We start from the raw sequence: 16,402 nt of genomic DNA, 5'->3' as shown, positions 1-16,402 counted from the left end.
TCAATGAAGAATCCAGTCAGTCAAATTTTGAAGAGCAAAGGAGAGAAGATTTGGTCAATTGCTCCATATGAAACAGCATATAAAGCATTGCAATTAATGTCAGAGAAGAATTTGGGGGCTTTATTGGTTATTGAGGAAGAAAAGGTTGTTGGCCTCTTCTCGGAACGTGATTATGCTCGCAAAGCAATTCTGAAAGGGAAGGCTTCCAAGACTACAAATGTTAGTGAACTGATGACTAAAGAAGTGCTTTACGTTGATCCTGAAACTTCAGTTGAGGATTGCATGTCACTGATGACGGCAAAATGCATCAGGCATTTGCCTGTTATGGAAAAAAAACAACTGGTTGGAGTAGTGTCCCAGGGTGATGTGGTCAAGCAGTTAATAGCAGATCAGAAATTCGAGAATGAGGAACTAGAGAGATACATTCACGAAGAGTGTTAGGTGGATTTTAAAAAGAGATTACAAATCATCATGATGGCAGGATATGGGAAAAATGAACTGCAGAGTGATATATTCTCTATAGTTATGCTAATTTAAAATTCATTTTAGATTAAGGAGAAAGTAATGAGCATGTTTTGTTTTCAGTGTCAAGAAACCGCTAATAACTCAGGATGTACGGTAAGAGGTGTATGTGGTAAATCGGAAATAACCGCTAATCTTCAAGATTTATTGATTTTTGTGCTCAAGGGAATATGTGTCTATGGGGTTGAAGTAAAAAGGTTTGAACGTATTGATAATAATATTGGTTTGTTTATTGCTAAATCTCTTTTCGCGACAATCACAAATGCTAATTTCGATGATGAAAGAATCATCTCATTAATAAAAGAAGGTTTGGATATTAAAAAAAACTTAAAAGCGCGATTATTATCTGTCTCTGTTCAAAATGAATTTTATCAAAATATTCCAGATTGTGCTTTATGGCATTCTGAAAATGCCGGCGACTTTCATGAAAAAGCAAAAGATGTTGGGTTTTTATCGTATTTAGATGAAGACATTCGTGCTTTAAAAGCATTTATCATTTATGGATGCAAGGGTATTTCCGCTTATGCTGATCATGCGGCAATCTTAGGTTTTGAAGAGCGGGAAATTTATGACTTTATAATGGAAGGATTAGCCGCAACCACCCAAGACTTATCAATAAAGGAGTTGCTGGGAATCCTGGGAAAAACAGGAGAATGCGCAGTCAGAACAATGTCACTTTTGGATAAGGCAAATTGCGAAAGTTTTGGCAATCCGGAAATAACCAGAGTAAATATTGGAGTCGGTAATAAACCCGGTATCTTAGTCTCAGGACATGATTATAGGGATTTAGAAGACCTCCTTAAGCAAACTGAAGGAACAGAGATTGATGTTTATACACATGGTGAAATGCTTCCGGCACATTATTACCCGTGTTTTCGGAAGTATAAACATCTTGTTGGAAATTATGGAAATGCCTGGTGGAAGCAGGGCAGAGAATTTGATTCCTTTAATGGGCCTGTTTTAATAACAACAAATTGCATTGTTCCTGTAAAGGATGCATATAGAGATAGAATATTTACGACCGGTATGTCCGGATATCCTGGTGTAAAACATATTGCCGGCAGGAAAGATGGAGGAATGAAAGATTTTTCTGAAATAATTAGACTTGCCGGAAAATGTCAGCCTCCAATTGAATTAGAACAGGGCGAAATCGTTGGTGGTTTTGCACACCATCAGGTTTTAGCGCTGAAAGATAAAATAGTTGAAGCAGTAAAAACAGAAAAGATTAAACATTTTATTGTAATGTCAGGTTGTGACGGAAGGCACAGAACCAGGGAATACTATACAAAAGTAGCAATATCCCTACCAAAAGATACTATTATTTTAACCTCTGGGTGTGCAAAGTATCGCTACAACAAATTGGAGTTAGGTGATATTAATGGAATTCCAAGAGTACTTGATGCCGGGCAATGTAATGATTCATACTCTCTGGTTATAATTGCCCAGAAGCTTACGGAAGCGTTTGATCTGGCTGATATTAATGAATTGCCACTTTCTTTCGATATTGCATGGTATGAGCAGAAGGCAATAGCAATATTATTGGCATTGTTTCATTTAGGTGTGAAAAAAATAAGGCGGGGGCCAACATTACCCGGGTTCTTGACACCTGATATGGCAAATGTAATGGTTGAAAAATTTAATGTAAAACCTATTGGTAAAGTCTCAGAAGACATTAAAGAAATGCTTTCTGGAAATTAATTAAAACCAGCTTTGAATAAAAGGAATAAAACCTGTTTTTTAAAGACAAAAGGGATATAATCGAGAAATAAATCCTTATTCATAAGGGAGGTGACGATCAGTGAGTGAAAGGCCAAGACCATTTGCACGAATGTTAGTTGTATGCATCCTTTTCCTTATCGCGGTATCTTTCTACATTTTGTTACCTCGTTACTGGCATGACATACCTGAAACTATTAAACATCTGCTCCTTGTACTGAGCGCCTTAATGTGTATTCATATCATAGAGTACGCATTCTTCTGGTGGGAAATATTTGGACACATGAAAAGTATTTTTACAGACACCCTTTCTCCCACAAACAAGCTTATCAACGATAATAGAGCCCTCATAGAAAATACTTTATGCTCGTCCAATCAACTCATCGGCACCGCTTCAATCTGTGGACTTACCGATATATATTATTCCCGTAAGGATACAAAGGATGATCTATATAATGCCGTAAAAAATGCCGAGAAAAGATTGTGGTTACTTGGCATTGCACACTCTGAGATTGTTCAATTGGATGATTTGCTTTCTTCCCTTGATGAAAAGATAACATGCGGTCTGGATGTCAGAATACTTTTACTTGACGCGCTTCAACCTGCGGCGGTCTTTAGAACATTACTTGAGAGCACTGCTTCTGAGGTGACAAAGATCGTTAATACTGATAGAACAAAAATAAAACCCTCTGATCCATTCTTCCATCAGAGGGTTTACAGTGATTTTGTCTACGCGTGTAACAGGCTTCGAATCTTTCCAAATGTTGGATCAAATGTCAGGTTTTATACACATACTCCAAACTGCTGGTTAACGTTAGTAGACAATACTGTTTATTTTCAACCATATACCTTTGGCAGAAGCCCGAAACAAAACGTATCAAATAGGTGCATCGGTGATAACATGCCGATGTTTAAATTCCAGAAACAGTTGGATGTAATGACTTTCGATATACTCAAAGACCATTTTTTGAAAATGTGGACTACCTCAAATATAGACCTGTTTCACGCGGAAACTCGAAATGCGGATCGTGGTCGTATCGTTAAAGAGATATTTGATTTGCATTCCTGGTGGTTTAAGCATGTGCATGGGGTGCTTTACCAACCGAAGGATAGTTTCGCGAATGCAATTGACCTGCGTAAATTCCCAAGACAACCCTGGAAGTGGGGTCAACCGTCAGTGAGCTTATGTCGGGAAGAGAGTAAGAAAACTATTATAATAAAGACAATTTGTGATTATTCCTGTAAAGGTTTAGCCTTACAGATAGAAGATATTTCCGGGCTGAGTAATGGACAAGTTGTCTGCCTGCAAGGAGATTCTCCACCAGAACCATTTGAAGCTAATTATATAATAGATTATTTTCTAAAAATTAAAAAATTTATGGTCACGCGAATAGCAGATAGATCGCAGCCAATAGTTGGTATTCAGACAATTACAGAAACAGACAGAGACGATAAATCGGACTGAATTAACGTTCCATATACCACTTATTGCAGACAAAATGGCAGGATTAATGAAAGCGGGGTTTTTTTATGAAATTGACCGTGAGAACAAGTCTGGTGGAAATTCTGAAAAAAATATTTCCGGAAAAAACAAAACTGAAAATCAGACTACCCGAGATTCCGTTTCATGCGCTTTGTGTCCATTTTCCAACTGCCCTTTACCCTGTGGCAATTATTTTTCTTTTCCTTGCTTTGATTTTCGATCGGAATTCATTCCGTAATACATATTTTTACCTTATGATCATTGCTGTTTTTTTTACACCGATTTCCCATTTTACCGGAATACTTGAGTGGAAAAATAAATATAGAGGAGCAAAAACCCATATTTTTATTAACAAAATACGCTTCAGCTTGATTTTAAGTGTAGTAGGGGCATTATGTGTTATCTGGTACTGGTTTTTTCCGGAAACGCTGAATTATACCGGTATATACAATATAATTTTCATTATTTTAAATATTTCTACTATACCACTTATCGTCTATCTTGGGCATATGGGAGGCAAGTTAGTTTACGGACTGCCTCGATGAAAAATCTGTCAGTGCTTCTTAGGCGCATGAAACAAGGAGAGTGATTCATGAATAATCAAATAGAAATATCAGGAAAACGAATTAAAGAGTTGGAAAAGGTAATAGAAGTTTTGATAGTTGCAATTCCCAGGGAGGAGGTAGCATACGAATTCTACCATGATCTTGCAAAGTCTATAAAACATGAGGGTACCAGAAGGATGTTCATTAAAGTTGCTAACCAGAAGCTTTCTCATAAAGGTATGTTGGAGATGGAATTAAAAAAGTTACAACAGGAAATAGACAAATTAAAGTCAACGGGGAAATAAAAATACAATTAAAGGATGGGAGCAAATGACAAAAGCAAAGATTATGATAGTGGAAGATGAGTGGATTGCCGCCGAGGATACACAATATAAATTACAGGATATGGGATATACTGTTTCTGCCCTGGCATCTACCGGAAAGGAAGCGATTCAAAAGGCGGAGGAGGATAAACCGGATCTGGTGTTGACTGATATTGTATTAGAGGGAGAAATGGATGGGATTGAAGTTGCAAAGCAAATCTATCCACGTTTTGATATCCCCTTTATATATTTAACAGCTTATGCCGATGACAAGATTCTGGAGCGAATAAAAGTAACAGAACCGTTTGGATATATAGTCAAACCTTTTACAAGCGAAGACTTGAAAATTGCTATTGAACTGGCTCTTTATAAACACAAAGCCGAAGGAAAAAGAAGAAAACGAATTCAAGATCTCAGTAATGCGCTGGCTAAGAACAGGACACTGGCTGGTCCTCTTCACATTTGCTCTTCTTGTAAAAAAATACAAGATGAAGAGGGTGATTGGAAACGAATTGAAGATTTTATTAGTGAGCTTTCTGGTGCGGAATTCAAACATATGGTTTGCCCTGTTTGTGAGAAAATCCGTAATACATAAGAAGGTTTTCTGGCAACGTGAAGACAACGTGTCAATATAAATACTGAAATAACTTTATCATAAAGTTGTTAAAAGAATAATAAAGGAGTGATTATGGATACATCATTAACCGATATTTTCTGGGTTTTAATATGCGCTGGTCTGGTTTTTTTCATGCAGGCAGGATTTACCTGTCTGGAATCAGGTCTGACACGATCAAAGAACAGCATCAATGTCGCTATTAAAAACATTACTGACTTTGGAATTACGACAATTTTATTCTGGTCTTCTGGCTTTGCTATTATGTTTGGGGCATCCGGTAGCGGATTGGCAGGATCAACTGATTTCTTTTTATCTCTTGATAACGGACCAGAGAGAAATTCATTGTTTCTTTTCGAGATTATGTTCTGTGCTACTTCTGTGACTATTGTTTCAGGGGCGACTGCGGAACGATTGCGATTCAGGAGCTATATCATCATATCAATAATACTTGCTGGTCTGATATACCCGATATTTGGACATTGGGCCTGGAACGGAATACAATCAGGAATTCTTTCCGGTTGGTTAGGAAAAGCAGGTTTTATAGATTTTGCCGGTTCTACTGTGGTCCACAGTGTCGGCGGTTGGGTGTCATTGGCTGCATTGCTGGTTATCGGACCCCGTACAGGTCGCTTCCCTGCAGTTGGAGCACATATGAAGATCCATGGCAGCAATCTTCCCTTATCGGTACTTGGAGCTTTGCTTCTGTGGGTCGGCTGGTTTGGCTTCAACGGTGGAAGTACTCTTGCTTTGAATGACCAGGTTGCTGCTATTATCACAAATACATTTCTTGCTGGTGCATCAGGTACTATGGTGACACTTACTATAGGATGGATAATACGAAAGCGGGCGGATGCTGAACTCGTAATTTTCGGATCGATCGCTGGCCTTGTTGCCATAACCGCCTCCGCTCATGCTGTCAACACAGTATATGCCCTGATTATTGGTGGTATAGGTGGAACTGTGATGTTAGGAGTAGAATACCTTTTGGATTATTTACACATTGATGACGCAGTCGGTGCTATTCCCGTCCACCTGGGTGCTGGTGTATGGGGTACAATCGCTGTAGCGATTTTTGGCAATGCAGAAGTCCTGGATACAGGTCTAACCCGTGGTGAACAACTCTTAATTCAAGCATCGGGTATAGGAGTATGCTTTATGTGGACATTTGGTACCTCTTATGGATTTTTTCTATTAATAAACCGGTTCTTCCCATTACGAGTCTCTCTAGATGACGAATACATTGGCCTTAATGTCTCAGAGCATGGAGCGAGGACAGAACTGCATGACATGTTCAGTACTATGGATAGGCAGGCAAAGAGTGGTGACATGAATCTCCGTGTACCGGTAGAACCGTTCACAGAAGTCGGACAAATAGCTGAACGTTACAATTGGGTGATGGATGCACTTCAAAGGGAGGCGGCGAAGACAGAAGCTTCTCTCCATGAAAAAGAGTTACTTCTACGCGAGATTCATCATAGAGTGAAAAACAATTTACAAGTCATTTCCAGCCTGCTCAGCCTCCAATCCAGATCTCGTAAGGATGAACAGGCGATAGAGATGGCGCAGGAAAGCCAGAACCGCATTAAGGTAATGGCGCTTATTCACGAAAAACTTTACCGATCAAAAGATTTTGCTAATGTTGACTTCAATGACTATATCAAAAATCTGGTAAACGATCTATTCGTCTCCTACAAAGTGAGTACTTCCAGAATTTCGTTGAAGATGGATATTGAAAATATTTCTCTGGGAATCGATACTGCCATACCCACCGGATTAATCATCAATGAACTGGTCACAAATTGCCTGAAATACGCATTCAGGCCGGACAAAGACGGTGAAATCAGAATATCTCTTCGTTTACTTGATAAAGGTAAGAAAGAATTAATAGTCAGTGATAACGGAGTTGGGCTTCCTGACAGCCTTGATATCAAAAAGGCGGAATCTTTAGGTTTGCGCATGATAACTAATTTAACAGAACGTTCGCTACATGGTACAGTTACTATAAACAAAAAAAATGGAACAGAATTCCAGATAATTTTTAAAGAGAAAGAATACAAGGACAGGATATAATGTTGCTGAGACATATGTATGTTACATTCATAAAAGGGAATTAAAACAAGAATTGTGTTTCCATAGGTAAAGAGAAAAATTATTAAAAATACCAGATTGTGGTAATTATATTTTCTGGTAGGAAAGGAACAGACTATGACAAAGACAAGAATCATGATTGTGGAAGATGAGTGGATGATTGCGGAAGAAATCAGGCTGGTATTACAAAGCATGAAATATGAGGTAACCTCTATGTCCTCTTCGGGAGAGGAGGCAGTTCAAAATGCGGAAAAAGATAAGCCTGATTTAGCACTGATGGATATCGTGCTGGAAGGAGAAATGGACGGTATAGAAGCAGCTAATGAAATTCGTTCTCGCTTTAATATTCCAGTTATTTATCTAACGGCTTATACCGATGATAAAATTCTGGAACGAGCAAGCATAACTGAACCGTTCGGATACATCGTCAAGCCTTTTGTAAACGAAGACTTGAAAATATCAATTGAAATTGCCATCTACAAGCATAGAATGGAAAAGGAAAGAAAGCGGTTCATTGAAGAACTACAAGGTGCATTACCAAAAATAACCTCATTGTCCGGCTTACTCCCGGTATGTCCTTCCTGCAAAAAAATAAGAGATGCAGACGGTAATTGGAAGTAAGGCAGGAAACGAGAGATAAAAGTGGAAATATGTAATGACAGATTGTCGTAAAATAAAAATTCAGGAGTATGCTGATAGTCTAGGAGCAAGGCAATCCATTTTAACTCTGATGTTTTTATAATTTATTAACACAAGGCTCTTAAAAACAACTATTATTGGAGGTAACATTATGTATTCCAGGTTGATTAAATCATCGTTTTCAATGCTTGTAATTTCAATATCCGTTATTAGCAATAACTATACTTTTGCTCAAGACATAGGAAATGATAATGTGAAATGCTTGCAAAGATTGGCAGATTCAACAATTAACATGTTAGTTGCCACGAGAAATGTTATAGCAAAAAACCAGGACCTTATAAATATAGACCCAGTAACGGGAAACTACTACTTCAAAGGCTTTGTACCTGCCCTGGTTGGTTCGGAAATAGCTAATGATTTCAGTTTGATGACTGGATATAAACTAAAGCAAACGAGCGTTAAGCTCAGGAATCTTAATAATAAACCTGATGAGTGGGAAAAGAAAATATTAAATAAATTCGAGCTATCAAAATATCCAAAGGGTACCGGATTTGGTGAGATTCTGGAAACAGATGGCAGGAAAATCTATAGATACATGAAACCAATTTATGTTGAAAAGGCGTGTTTGAAATGTCATACCTCAAAAGATAAAACACGGCCTGAAATAAGAAAATTTCTGGAGAGAAAATATCCGTATGATCAGGCATTTGGGTATAAAGAAGGAGACGTTCGTGGCGGAATAAGCATTATTGTACCACTTGAAAATTAAGTATAAAAAAAGGAGCTTTCGCGGACCAGAAGGAATATAAATCTGCAACTTTCTCTTTGATTATATCAATCGTTAATCTTGATGTTTGTGTGGCTTATTGGTTAGATTGAGGTGTAAAATCAGGTATACAAAGGTTGTTTTTAAACTATTTTCTTTGTTTTTATTGACATCTCTCGTACCTCTTGGTATTGCGGGTACAATAGTTTACAAACATGTCCATGAGAGAACACGAGATGAAGTATTCAGGCAGCTGAGGTCTATGTCATATAGCCTTAATAACCAGTTGGGTCTCCTATTGTCCAAAAGAAGATTCAGGGTTGCAGATTTTGGCTCAGATGGTTTTATCAGAGACCATGTAGAACAGATGACTCAAATGCCTCCTGAAACTTTCCAAATAAACGAAGAACTAAATACCCACTTAATAGTAAATAAGAAAAGATTAGACCCTGATATTCTTGAGATAGAAATTCTTAATAAGGAAGGAAAAATTATTGCGTCAACTTCTAAAGAACAGATAGGTGATGACAGATCACACGAAGACTACTTCAGAATCCCATACGTTTTACTGGAGAACAAAGGTCCTTATTTTTCAGATGCCATTCAAAGCTCAGAAACAGGTGAGACTTTTCATTTAGTATTTTCTACCTTATTAAAAGAAAGAATTTTGCAAAGGCCCTTAGGGGTTATGGTAACGAAAGTAAAAGGTGACATCCTTCAGGGTGTACTTAACCAATATATGCATTACCCTGATAAAGAAGGTTTTGGCTCTTTCGGTGAAATATATATTGTTAACAGAGACAAAATAAAGATAGCTGATGCAACTAATGGTGTAATTTTTGATCAGATAGTTGATACAAAGGAAGTACAAGAAGTTTTGATTTCAAAAGAAGAAATATCCGGTATATATAGAAATTACAAGGGTGTTATGGTATTAGGTTCGGCATTGTTTGTACCTGAAGCAAACTGGGTAATTATTGCGGAGAAAAGTGTTAAAGAGGCTTTCTTGCCATTGACAAGGATTAAATATATATTTGTGATTTCGGGAGGTGGAGTATTTTTTCTCGTACTCTTTTTTGGATTTGTTATTTCTGCTAAAATGAATGTAATTATAAGGAAAATGATAGAAGGGATCAAAAGGATTGCAAATGGTGATTTAGAGCATTCAATAGTGATTGGTAAAAGGAGTGATGAAATAGGAGAGGTAGTTGAATCATTTAATTCAATGACGATCAAACTCAAGGAGCTCCTCAACGAAAAAGAGTTGCTTATGCGTGAGATTTTCCATAGAGTCAAGAATAATATGCAAGTTATTTCCAGCTTGCTCAGTCTTCAATGTAAATACATAAAAGATGAAAAGTATATTGAAATGGTTAAAGAAAGCCAGGACAGGATAAAAGCAATGGCTCTTATTCACGAGAATCTTTACCGATCTAAAGATTTATCAAATATTGATTTCAATGATTATGTTAAGTCACTCGTAAATGGATTGCTTCTATCTTATAAAATGGATACTAATAAAATTACTTTAAAGATAAATGTCGAAACTATTTTCTTCTCAATTGAAACCGCCATTCCCTGTGGTTTAATTATTAATGAGCTGATCTCCAATTCTCTGAAACACGCTTTTCCGGAAGGCAGAGATGGTGAAATCAATATATCTTTACGTTCACTGGACAAAGATGAGCTTGAAATCATAGCAAGTAATGACGGTGTTAGTTTCCCCAAAGACCTGGATTTCAGGAATACCGAGTCACTGGGATTGAGGCTTGTCACCAATTTAGCGGAAAACCAGCTTCATGGCAAGATAGAACTGAATAGGAGCAAAGGGACAGAATTCCAAATCAGATTTAAGCAAATAAAGTACAAAAAAAGGATGTAAGATAATTGACCTGCCTTCCAAAAACTGATCCGGTTCTAAAATGAGAATAATATATGAGCAATTGAAACATAATGGGATTTTTTTAAATTACTGCTTTTGTTCCAAAATTATTAAACAAGGAGGTGTGTTTTGAAATGTTATATTTGTAACAAAGAAGGAAAAGAGACTGATGCGGTAGCAATATGCATCGTTTGCGGAATAGCTGTTTGCATGGAACATCAGATCCGTGAACAGGTACCGGTAAAAGAGACATACAAATGGGGATTAGGGGAAGAAGAGGTGACTTTGCCAATGCCGCTACCACGCATTCTATGTGCCTGGTGCTATGATGCCCTTATCGTTCAGAAGCAGAAGTGATTCTGCTTATAAGAATCTATTAATATTATGGGTTTATTGCCAGTTTTTTGTAAATCAGGTAAGATGCCTGTGTATGTGAGGATTTGGCCTCTGGCCTTAATCCATCTTTCTTTCTTCCTGAAATTATGGACAAGAATAGCCTTTGCGCAAAACTATCTAAACATTTGGAGATAATTTCTAAATGTTCTATTTCAACTGAGCATGGAACCGTTCTGTTGGCAACCATCCTTGAATCACGCTACCCGTACGTATACCCGAGGGATAGTGCCTGTGCCTCTTCTTTGTTCAGACAAATGGTGGGAAAAGACCTTGACCCAAATGGAGACGCCTTTAATCTGCTAAAGGGATTAGCTCAGTTTATTTCCTTTGTTCAGGATGAGAATGGGGAGTGGGTACAGCGTTATGGCTTGAAGGGACAGAAAAAAGCTATTTACATTCAGGAGGACAATACTGCTTACGGAGGCATCATCCTGGCCAACTACTTATTAACCTGCCACCACCATGGTAAGGAACCATCTGAATTAGAGGACTATCTAAAAAAGATAAAAAAGGCAATTCAATTTGCGATTAAAAATTTTTATCGCGAAGAAATATTACTTTTTTTCTCAACAACGGGCATACATGAATCAGCAATTGAGAAGGGATATAGCATCTGGGTAAATCACGTTTACATTCTCTTCTTTAGTCTCATATCCCAGCTATCAAATAAATTCAACCTGAAAGACTTTTTTTCTGAAGAGCTCTCATTCAAATGCCGATTCAGTCAATCCGTTCATCGACGCTTTGTCCTCAGCGACAGATTTGTCAGACGCATAACAAAAGATGGCGCTTTTGATCTGAGACCAGATATTACAATGTTGAGTCCCGTTTACTTTCAATGTACGGAAGACGATTGTGATTCCTGCGTCATAGATGAGAATCCGGAGATTATTACCAAGTCTATCAACTTCATGGTAGATAACCTGTGGGATCCTGAACTTGGTATGTTACAGAGATATCTTCCATTTACTGAAGATATTGAAACCCATATTCATGCAGGAAACGGGCCATGGATACAATATACGGCGATGTTGGCTCAATATTACTATAAAGAGGGAGCGATAGAAAGAGGAGATGCCATACTAAATCAAATTGATAAGTATAGTACTGAAGAAGGGTATATTCCAGAACATTTAAGCACGAAAAGAAGGTTTGAAGAGTTTGTCCGGTTAGAGTGGGAAGTCGGGCTTGATGCTAAAAAAGAATTTCACCCTGATATCATTATACCCGGATTATCCTATGATTTCATTGTAGAGGAACTTTTCTTCATGAAGAAAAGTTACGATAAGATTAGGAAAGATATTGCTGAGGGCAAGAAAGAGGTTATCCTTTTTGCCACACCACTTATGTGGTCTCACGTAGAATACGCAAAGGCACTCATTGCCCGTTATGAGCACATTAATACAGACTAAAGTTTCAAACTGAATATAATGATATTTAAACTTTAGTAAAAAATAGAGGTTTATTTAAGTTTATTACTTGTGTATAAATTATAACTCTACCAGATATTTATAAATTGTGTGGGCTTATTATGATAAAAAGTGTAAATCTCTTTAGTGGTATAGGCAGGAAATTATTTTGCTGGTTTTTATTATTATCTATCTTGCCCATCATTGTTGTTGCGATTCTTACCTATCAATATGCACAGGAGACCATCAAGAACGAGCTCTTCAAAGAACAGTCATTCATTGCCGGAGGAATCAAGAACCACATACTCACTATCATCGATTCGGGGGAATATTCATCTCAATTTTTTGCGTCTGATGAGTTTATTCGAATGAACCTGGAGAAATTAAATAACAATCCCGGCGACAAGCTGGCTGTCAAGGAATTTAACGACTATATGGTATATAAAACAAATCTGAACCCGGGATTCTATGAGACTTTTATTTTAAACCCTTCAGGTATTGTGGTTGCCTCCAGCAATAAAAACAGTATTGGGATGAATGAAGTTGATGAAGATTATTTTAAATACGGCAAAGAGGATACTTATGTGAAGGATGTCTACAGAGACAATAAAACTGGTGAGTATTCGATAGCCTTTGCGGCGCCGATTTTGAAAAAAAGTGAAGAAAAATTGTTGGGAGTCCTTGTAATCCGTTTTAATGCCGATAAGTTAAATGAAATTACTGTGGGTAAAAAGATAATTACAAAAGCTGATATGGGTGCTTTTCACAGAAGAGGGCTTACCAGTGAAGTGTATATTGTGAATAAAGGCGGTTTCTTGATTACCGAATCAAGATTTATGAATAACGCCATCTTAAGACAAATGGTTCAATCAGAACCTATAGTTTCTGTTCATTCACAGGGTAAAGAATTTGTAGGGGTCTACAGGGATTACCGTGGTGTAAACGTTATTGGCGCAGCGGTGTATTTGAAGAAAATGGACTGGGTTTTAGTGGTTGAAACAGACGAATCAGAGGCTTATTCCACCATTTATACCTTTAAAAACCGGGTAATTACATTGGTTGGCATATGTATTGTTGGTGTTATATTTGTTTCGTTATTTGTATCAAGAGGTATTATTAATCCTATTCTCATGCTGGTTAAGGGTATGAAAAAGGTTGCAGGAGGTGATCTGAACTTTCGGGTAGAAACACGTCTCAAGGATGAATTGGGAGAACTTACCGGATCGTTTAATCAAATGACCTGTGATATCAAAGATTCTCGTGAAAAACTGCTCGGGTTGAAGAGTGATCTTGAAGAGAGAAAGGAATATTTAGAAAGTGTTTTACGGTTCGCTAATGAATTGATTTTTACACTGGATGCACGAGGAAATTTTACTTTTGTGAATCCAAAAATTAAAGACTGGGGTTACACGGAAGAAGATTTAATAGGCACTCCATTGATATCCGTCTTTTTTGATAATAAGCGGAAGAATGATAATCGCGTTATTCATAGCGATTTTCCCCGTAGATTCGAAGTTGAAATTCTCGATAAACAGAAAAATATCAGAAATGTGTTACTCAGCACTTCTCCTATAAAAAACAAGGAAGGTGTATTGATAAGCATACTGGGGATTGCCAGTGATATCACCGAACTGAGAAAACTGGAACAGAAACTTGTGCAGTCTGACAGGTTGGCCTCTATAGGCCAATTGATCGCCGGAATTGCTCATGAAATTAATAACCCTATAGGAGTAATTTATCTTTATAGCACTGAAAGTTTGAAAATTTTTGAAAAGATTACCAGCGGTTTTAAGGATATCAGCTCTCTTTCCATTTCAGAATATACACAACATTTGGATAGGATTATCGCGAACATGGATAGTGAAGTAGAAACGAGACAGGGGGTGGGTCTTTTGAAAAAAGAATTGATGCACATTAGGGGCGATTTAGGAAAATACCATGCAGGATTGGGAGAAACGTATACTATTATCAGCAAGAACAGATCTTGTTTGCATGAATATCTGGAGGGATCTGTCAGGGAGTCCATCAGGTGCAAAGAGTTAATAAGTGGTCTGCTGGATTTCTCAAGGCAGAAAGAACCAAAAATGGCATTGTCAAATGTAAATAATCTGATAGATAACGTACTGAATATTGTAGAAAAACAGTACCATAAAGAAAAAATTAATGTTATCAGAAAACCCGGTTCCAACATTCCTGATTGTATGATGGATAGCCATCAGATAGAGCAGGTTATAATTAACATTGCAAATAACGCTGTTTTTGCTATGCAAGAAGCGGCTGGAGATTTAGGGCATAGAGATGTTTATAGAAAAGGAGCACTGACTATGGGCACGGAATTTCACGCTGACAAGAAATTAGTAGAAATATTTATCAGCGATACAGGCAAAGGTATTAATAAATATGATTTTAATAAAATATTTGATCCATTTTTTACCGCGAGAAAAGATGGCAAGGGAACAGGGCTAGGCTTGAGTATCAGTTATGGAATTGTAAAAATGCATGAAGGCAATATTGAGGTGGAGAGTGAGGTAGGGAAAGGAACAACATTCAGAGTATTATTACCAGTCAGGATAAAAAATGAGTCATGAGTAAAAATGGAACCAATATACTGGTTGTAGATGATGAGGTCGGATACAGAACGGTTTTGAATAACGCATTAACGGAACGCGGATTTTATGTTAAAACCGCGTGCTCAGGAGATGATGCACTGGAGGTGCTCAAAAATCAGGAGTTTTCTGTTATCATTCTTGACATGAAACTTCCTGGAGGTATTGATGGGCTTGAATTACTTCAGAAGGTGAAAGAACAATATAATACCTCCGTTTTAATAATGACCGCTTATGGCGGAATCGAAACGGCGGTAGAGGCCATGAAGCGAGGAGCATTTAATTACATCACAAAACCATTTAGTTTAGATGAAATCATTCTCAATGTAGACCGTATGATTGCGCAATACAATATCATTGAGGAAAATAAATACCTTCATTCAGAGTTGGAAAAAGCCTTCGGACTCAAAACTATCATAGGAAATTCCAGAGAAATCCAGAAGGTATTAGATATGGTTTCCAGAGTGGCACACAGTGCTGCCACGATTTTAATTACCGGAGAGAGTGGAACGGGGAAGGATCTGGTGGCAAGGGCCATTCATTTTACCGGTAACAGGAAAAATAAAAAATTTGTGGTAATCAATTGCGCCACATTGTCTGAAAATCTACTGGAAAGTGAATTGTTTGGCCACAAAAAAGGGGCTTTTACCGGTGCTATTCAAACGAAAATGGGGCTTTTTGAGGAAGCGGATGGCGGTACTCTCTTTATGGATGAGATTGGAGATATTCCCGTATCAGTTCAGGCAAAAATATTACGCGTACTACAGGAAGGAGAATTTATTCCTCTGGGAGATACTCTTGCACGGCATGTAGATGTTCGCATTATTGCGGCTACAAACCAGAACCTGATCAAAAAAGTACAGGAAAAAGATTTCCGTGAAGATTTATATTATCGCTTGAATGTTATCAATATAACAATGCCGCCCTTAAGAGACAGAAAAGAAGATATTCCATTACTTACAAAATATTTTATTGAAAAGTACAATGAACGAGAAAATAAGCGCATAAAAGGAATTTCTCCTGATGTGGAAGATGGATTTTATCAGTACCACTGGCCAGGAAACATTCGTGAACTTGAAAATGTAATAGAGCGTGCGATTACCCTTACTAATGAAGCTATAATTCCTCTACACATTATTTTGCCATTTGTAAAAAAAGCAGGTGGAAACGACATGTTCTGGGATGAATTGTTTTCTCTGCCCTATAAGGAAGCACGCAAAAAGTCGCTTGACGCATTTAACACTAAGTATGTAATGAATGTCTTGAACAAAAATAACGGCAATGTAACAAACACGGCAAAGGAGATAGGAATAGAACGGCAATATTTACAACGTATACTCAAGAAATATCATATTAAATCCGGACAAACAGTATAGCGGTTTAACCATTTCCATAATCAATCATCCGGATC

General features: G+C 37.5%; 14 protein-coding genes. All 14 read left to right on the top strand.

Going from position 1 to position 16,402, the window contains the following annotated elements:
- The first annotated feature begins 3 nt into the window (after nucleotides 1–3).
- The gene (locus tag SCALIN_RS12300; RefSeq protein WP_096894783.1) at nucleotides 4–441 is read left to right on the top strand and encodes a CBS domain-containing protein; all 438 of its coding nucleotides are present in this window, start codon (nucleotides 4–6) and stop codon (nucleotides 439–441) included.
- A gap of 129 nt (nucleotides 442–570) precedes the next feature.
- Nucleotides 571–2,220 carry a hydroxylamine reductase gene (gene hcp, locus SCALIN_RS12295; protein ID WP_096894782.1) on the top strand — a complete coding sequence of 550 codons (1,650 nt, stop codon included), beginning with the start codon at nucleotides 571–573 and terminating at the stop codon, nucleotides 2,218–2,220.
- 100 nt (nucleotides 2,221–2,320) lie between these two features.
- The gene (locus tag SCALIN_RS12290) at nucleotides 2,321–3,703 is read left to right on the top strand and encodes a hypothetical protein (RefSeq protein WP_096894781.1); all 1,383 of its coding nucleotides are present in this window, start codon (nucleotides 2,321–2,323) and stop codon (nucleotides 3,701–3,703) included.
- 65 nt (nucleotides 3,704–3,768) lie between these two features.
- Nucleotides 3,769–4,266: a DUF2231 domain-containing protein gene (locus SCALIN_RS12285; protein ID WP_096894780.1), complete on the top strand. Its 498-nt coding sequence runs from the start codon at nucleotides 3,769–3,771 to the stop codon at nucleotides 4,264–4,266.
- Between the two features lie 47 nt (nucleotides 4,267–4,313).
- Entirely contained in the window at nucleotides 4,314–4,571 is a 258-nt protein-coding gene (locus tag SCALIN_RS12280; protein ID WP_096894779.1) for a ferritin family protein, read from the top strand.
- A 25-nt stretch (nucleotides 4,572–4,596) separates the two neighbouring features.
- Nucleotides 4,597–5,184 (top strand): response regulator, encoded by a 588-nt coding sequence (locus SCALIN_RS12275; RefSeq protein ID WP_096894778.1) that lies wholly within the window; start codon nucleotides 4,597–4,599, stop codon nucleotides 5,182–5,184.
- 93 nt (nucleotides 5,185–5,277) lie between these two features.
- Entirely contained in the window at nucleotides 5,278–7,275 is a 1,998-nt protein-coding gene (gene amt, locus SCALIN_RS12270) for an ammonium transporter (protein WP_096894777.1), read from the top strand.
- A gap of 135 nt (nucleotides 7,276–7,410) precedes the next feature.
- Entirely contained in the window at nucleotides 7,411–7,914 is a 504-nt protein-coding gene (locus SCALIN_RS12265) for a response regulator (protein WP_096894776.1), read from the top strand.
- A gap of 169 nt (nucleotides 7,915–8,083) precedes the next feature.
- The gene (locus tag SCALIN_RS12260) at nucleotides 8,084–8,701 is read left to right on the top strand and encodes a Tll0287-like domain-containing protein (RefSeq protein ID WP_096894775.1); all 618 of its coding nucleotides are present in this window, start codon (nucleotides 8,084–8,086) and stop codon (nucleotides 8,699–8,701) included.
- A 259-nt stretch (nucleotides 8,702–8,960) separates the two neighbouring features.
- Nucleotides 8,961–10,580 (top strand): sensor histidine kinase, encoded by a 1,620-nt coding sequence (locus SCALIN_RS12255; protein WP_133111870.1) that lies wholly within the window; start codon nucleotides 8,961–8,963, stop codon nucleotides 10,578–10,580.
- Between the two features lie 129 nt (nucleotides 10,581–10,709).
- Nucleotides 10,710–10,937, top strand: a complete 228-nt coding sequence (locus tag SCALIN_RS12250; RefSeq protein ID WP_096894773.1) for a DUF2180 family protein — start codon at nucleotides 10,710–10,712, stop codon at nucleotides 10,935–10,937.
- A 125-nt stretch (nucleotides 10,938–11,062) separates the two neighbouring features.
- Nucleotides 11,063–12,388: a hypothetical protein gene (locus SCALIN_RS12245; RefSeq protein ID WP_133111868.1), complete on the top strand. Its 1,326-nt coding sequence runs from the start codon at nucleotides 11,063–11,065 to the stop codon at nucleotides 12,386–12,388.
- A gap of 119 nt (nucleotides 12,389–12,507) precedes the next feature.
- A complete protein-coding gene (locus SCALIN_RS12240; protein ID WP_096894771.1) occupies nucleotides 12,508–14,973 on the top strand; it encodes a PAS domain-containing sensor histidine kinase in 2,466 nt (821 codons plus the stop codon).
- Nucleotides 14,970–16,367, top strand: a complete 1,398-nt coding sequence (locus SCALIN_RS12235; protein WP_096894770.1) for a sigma-54-dependent transcriptional regulator — start codon at nucleotides 14,970–14,972, stop codon at nucleotides 16,365–16,367. The genes SCALIN_RS12240 and SCALIN_RS12235 overlap by 4 nt, the downstream gene beginning before the upstream one ends.
- Nucleotides 16,368–16,402: the final 35 nt, after the last annotated feature.

Origin of the sequence: Candidatus Scalindua japonica (genome assembly GCF_002443295.1) — a bacterium.
Taxonomy (GTDB): Bacteria; Planctomycetota; Brocadiia; order Brocadiales; family Scalinduaceae; genus Scalindua; species Scalindua japonica.
The sequence above is the reverse complement of the archived record's forward strand: the minus strand, read 5'-3'. Positions and strand labels throughout refer to the sequence as shown.

Bases quoted from the DNA above. Each gene is read 5' to 3' on its own strand.
- SCALIN_RS12255 (WP_133111870.1), top strand. From the start codon at position 8,961: ATGTCATATAGCCTTAATAACCAGTTGGGTCTCCTATTGTCCAAAAGA.
- SCALIN_RS12265 (WP_096894776.1), top strand. From the start codon at position 7,411: ATGACAAAGACAAGAATCATGATTGTGGAAGATGAGTGGATGATTGCG.
- SCALIN_RS12235 (WP_096894770.1), top strand. From the start codon at position 14,970: ATGAGTAAAAATGGAACCAATATACTGGTTGTAGATGATGAGGTCGGA.
- SCALIN_RS12300 (WP_096894783.1), top strand. From the start codon at position 4: ATGAAGAATCCAGTCAGTCAAATTTTGAAGAGCAAAGGAGAGAAGATT.
- amt (WP_096894777.1), top strand. From the start codon at position 5,278: ATGGATACATCATTAACCGATATTTTCTGGGTTTTAATATGCGCTGGT.
- SCALIN_RS12245 (WP_133111868.1), top strand. From the start codon at position 11,063: ATGGACAAGAATAGCCTTTGCGCAAAACTATCTAAACATTTGGAGATA.
- SCALIN_RS12285 (WP_096894780.1), top strand. From the start codon at position 3,769: ATGAAATTGACCGTGAGAACAAGTCTGGTGGAAATTCTGAAAAAAATA.
- SCALIN_RS12275 (WP_096894778.1), top strand. From the start codon at position 4,597: ATGACAAAAGCAAAGATTATGATAGTGGAAGATGAGTGGATTGCCGCC.
- SCALIN_RS12240 (WP_096894771.1), top strand. From the start codon at position 12,508: ATGATAAAAAGTGTAAATCTCTTTAGTGGTATAGGCAGGAAATTATTT.
- hcp (WP_096894782.1), top strand. From the start codon at position 571: ATGTTTTGTTTTCAGTGTCAAGAAACCGCTAATAACTCAGGATGTACG.
- SCALIN_RS12280 (WP_096894779.1), top strand. From the start codon at position 4,314: ATGAATAATCAAATAGAAATATCAGGAAAACGAATTAAAGAGTTGGAA.
- SCALIN_RS12260 (WP_096894775.1), top strand. From the start codon at position 8,084: ATGTATTCCAGGTTGATTAAATCATCGTTTTCAATGCTTGTAATTTCA.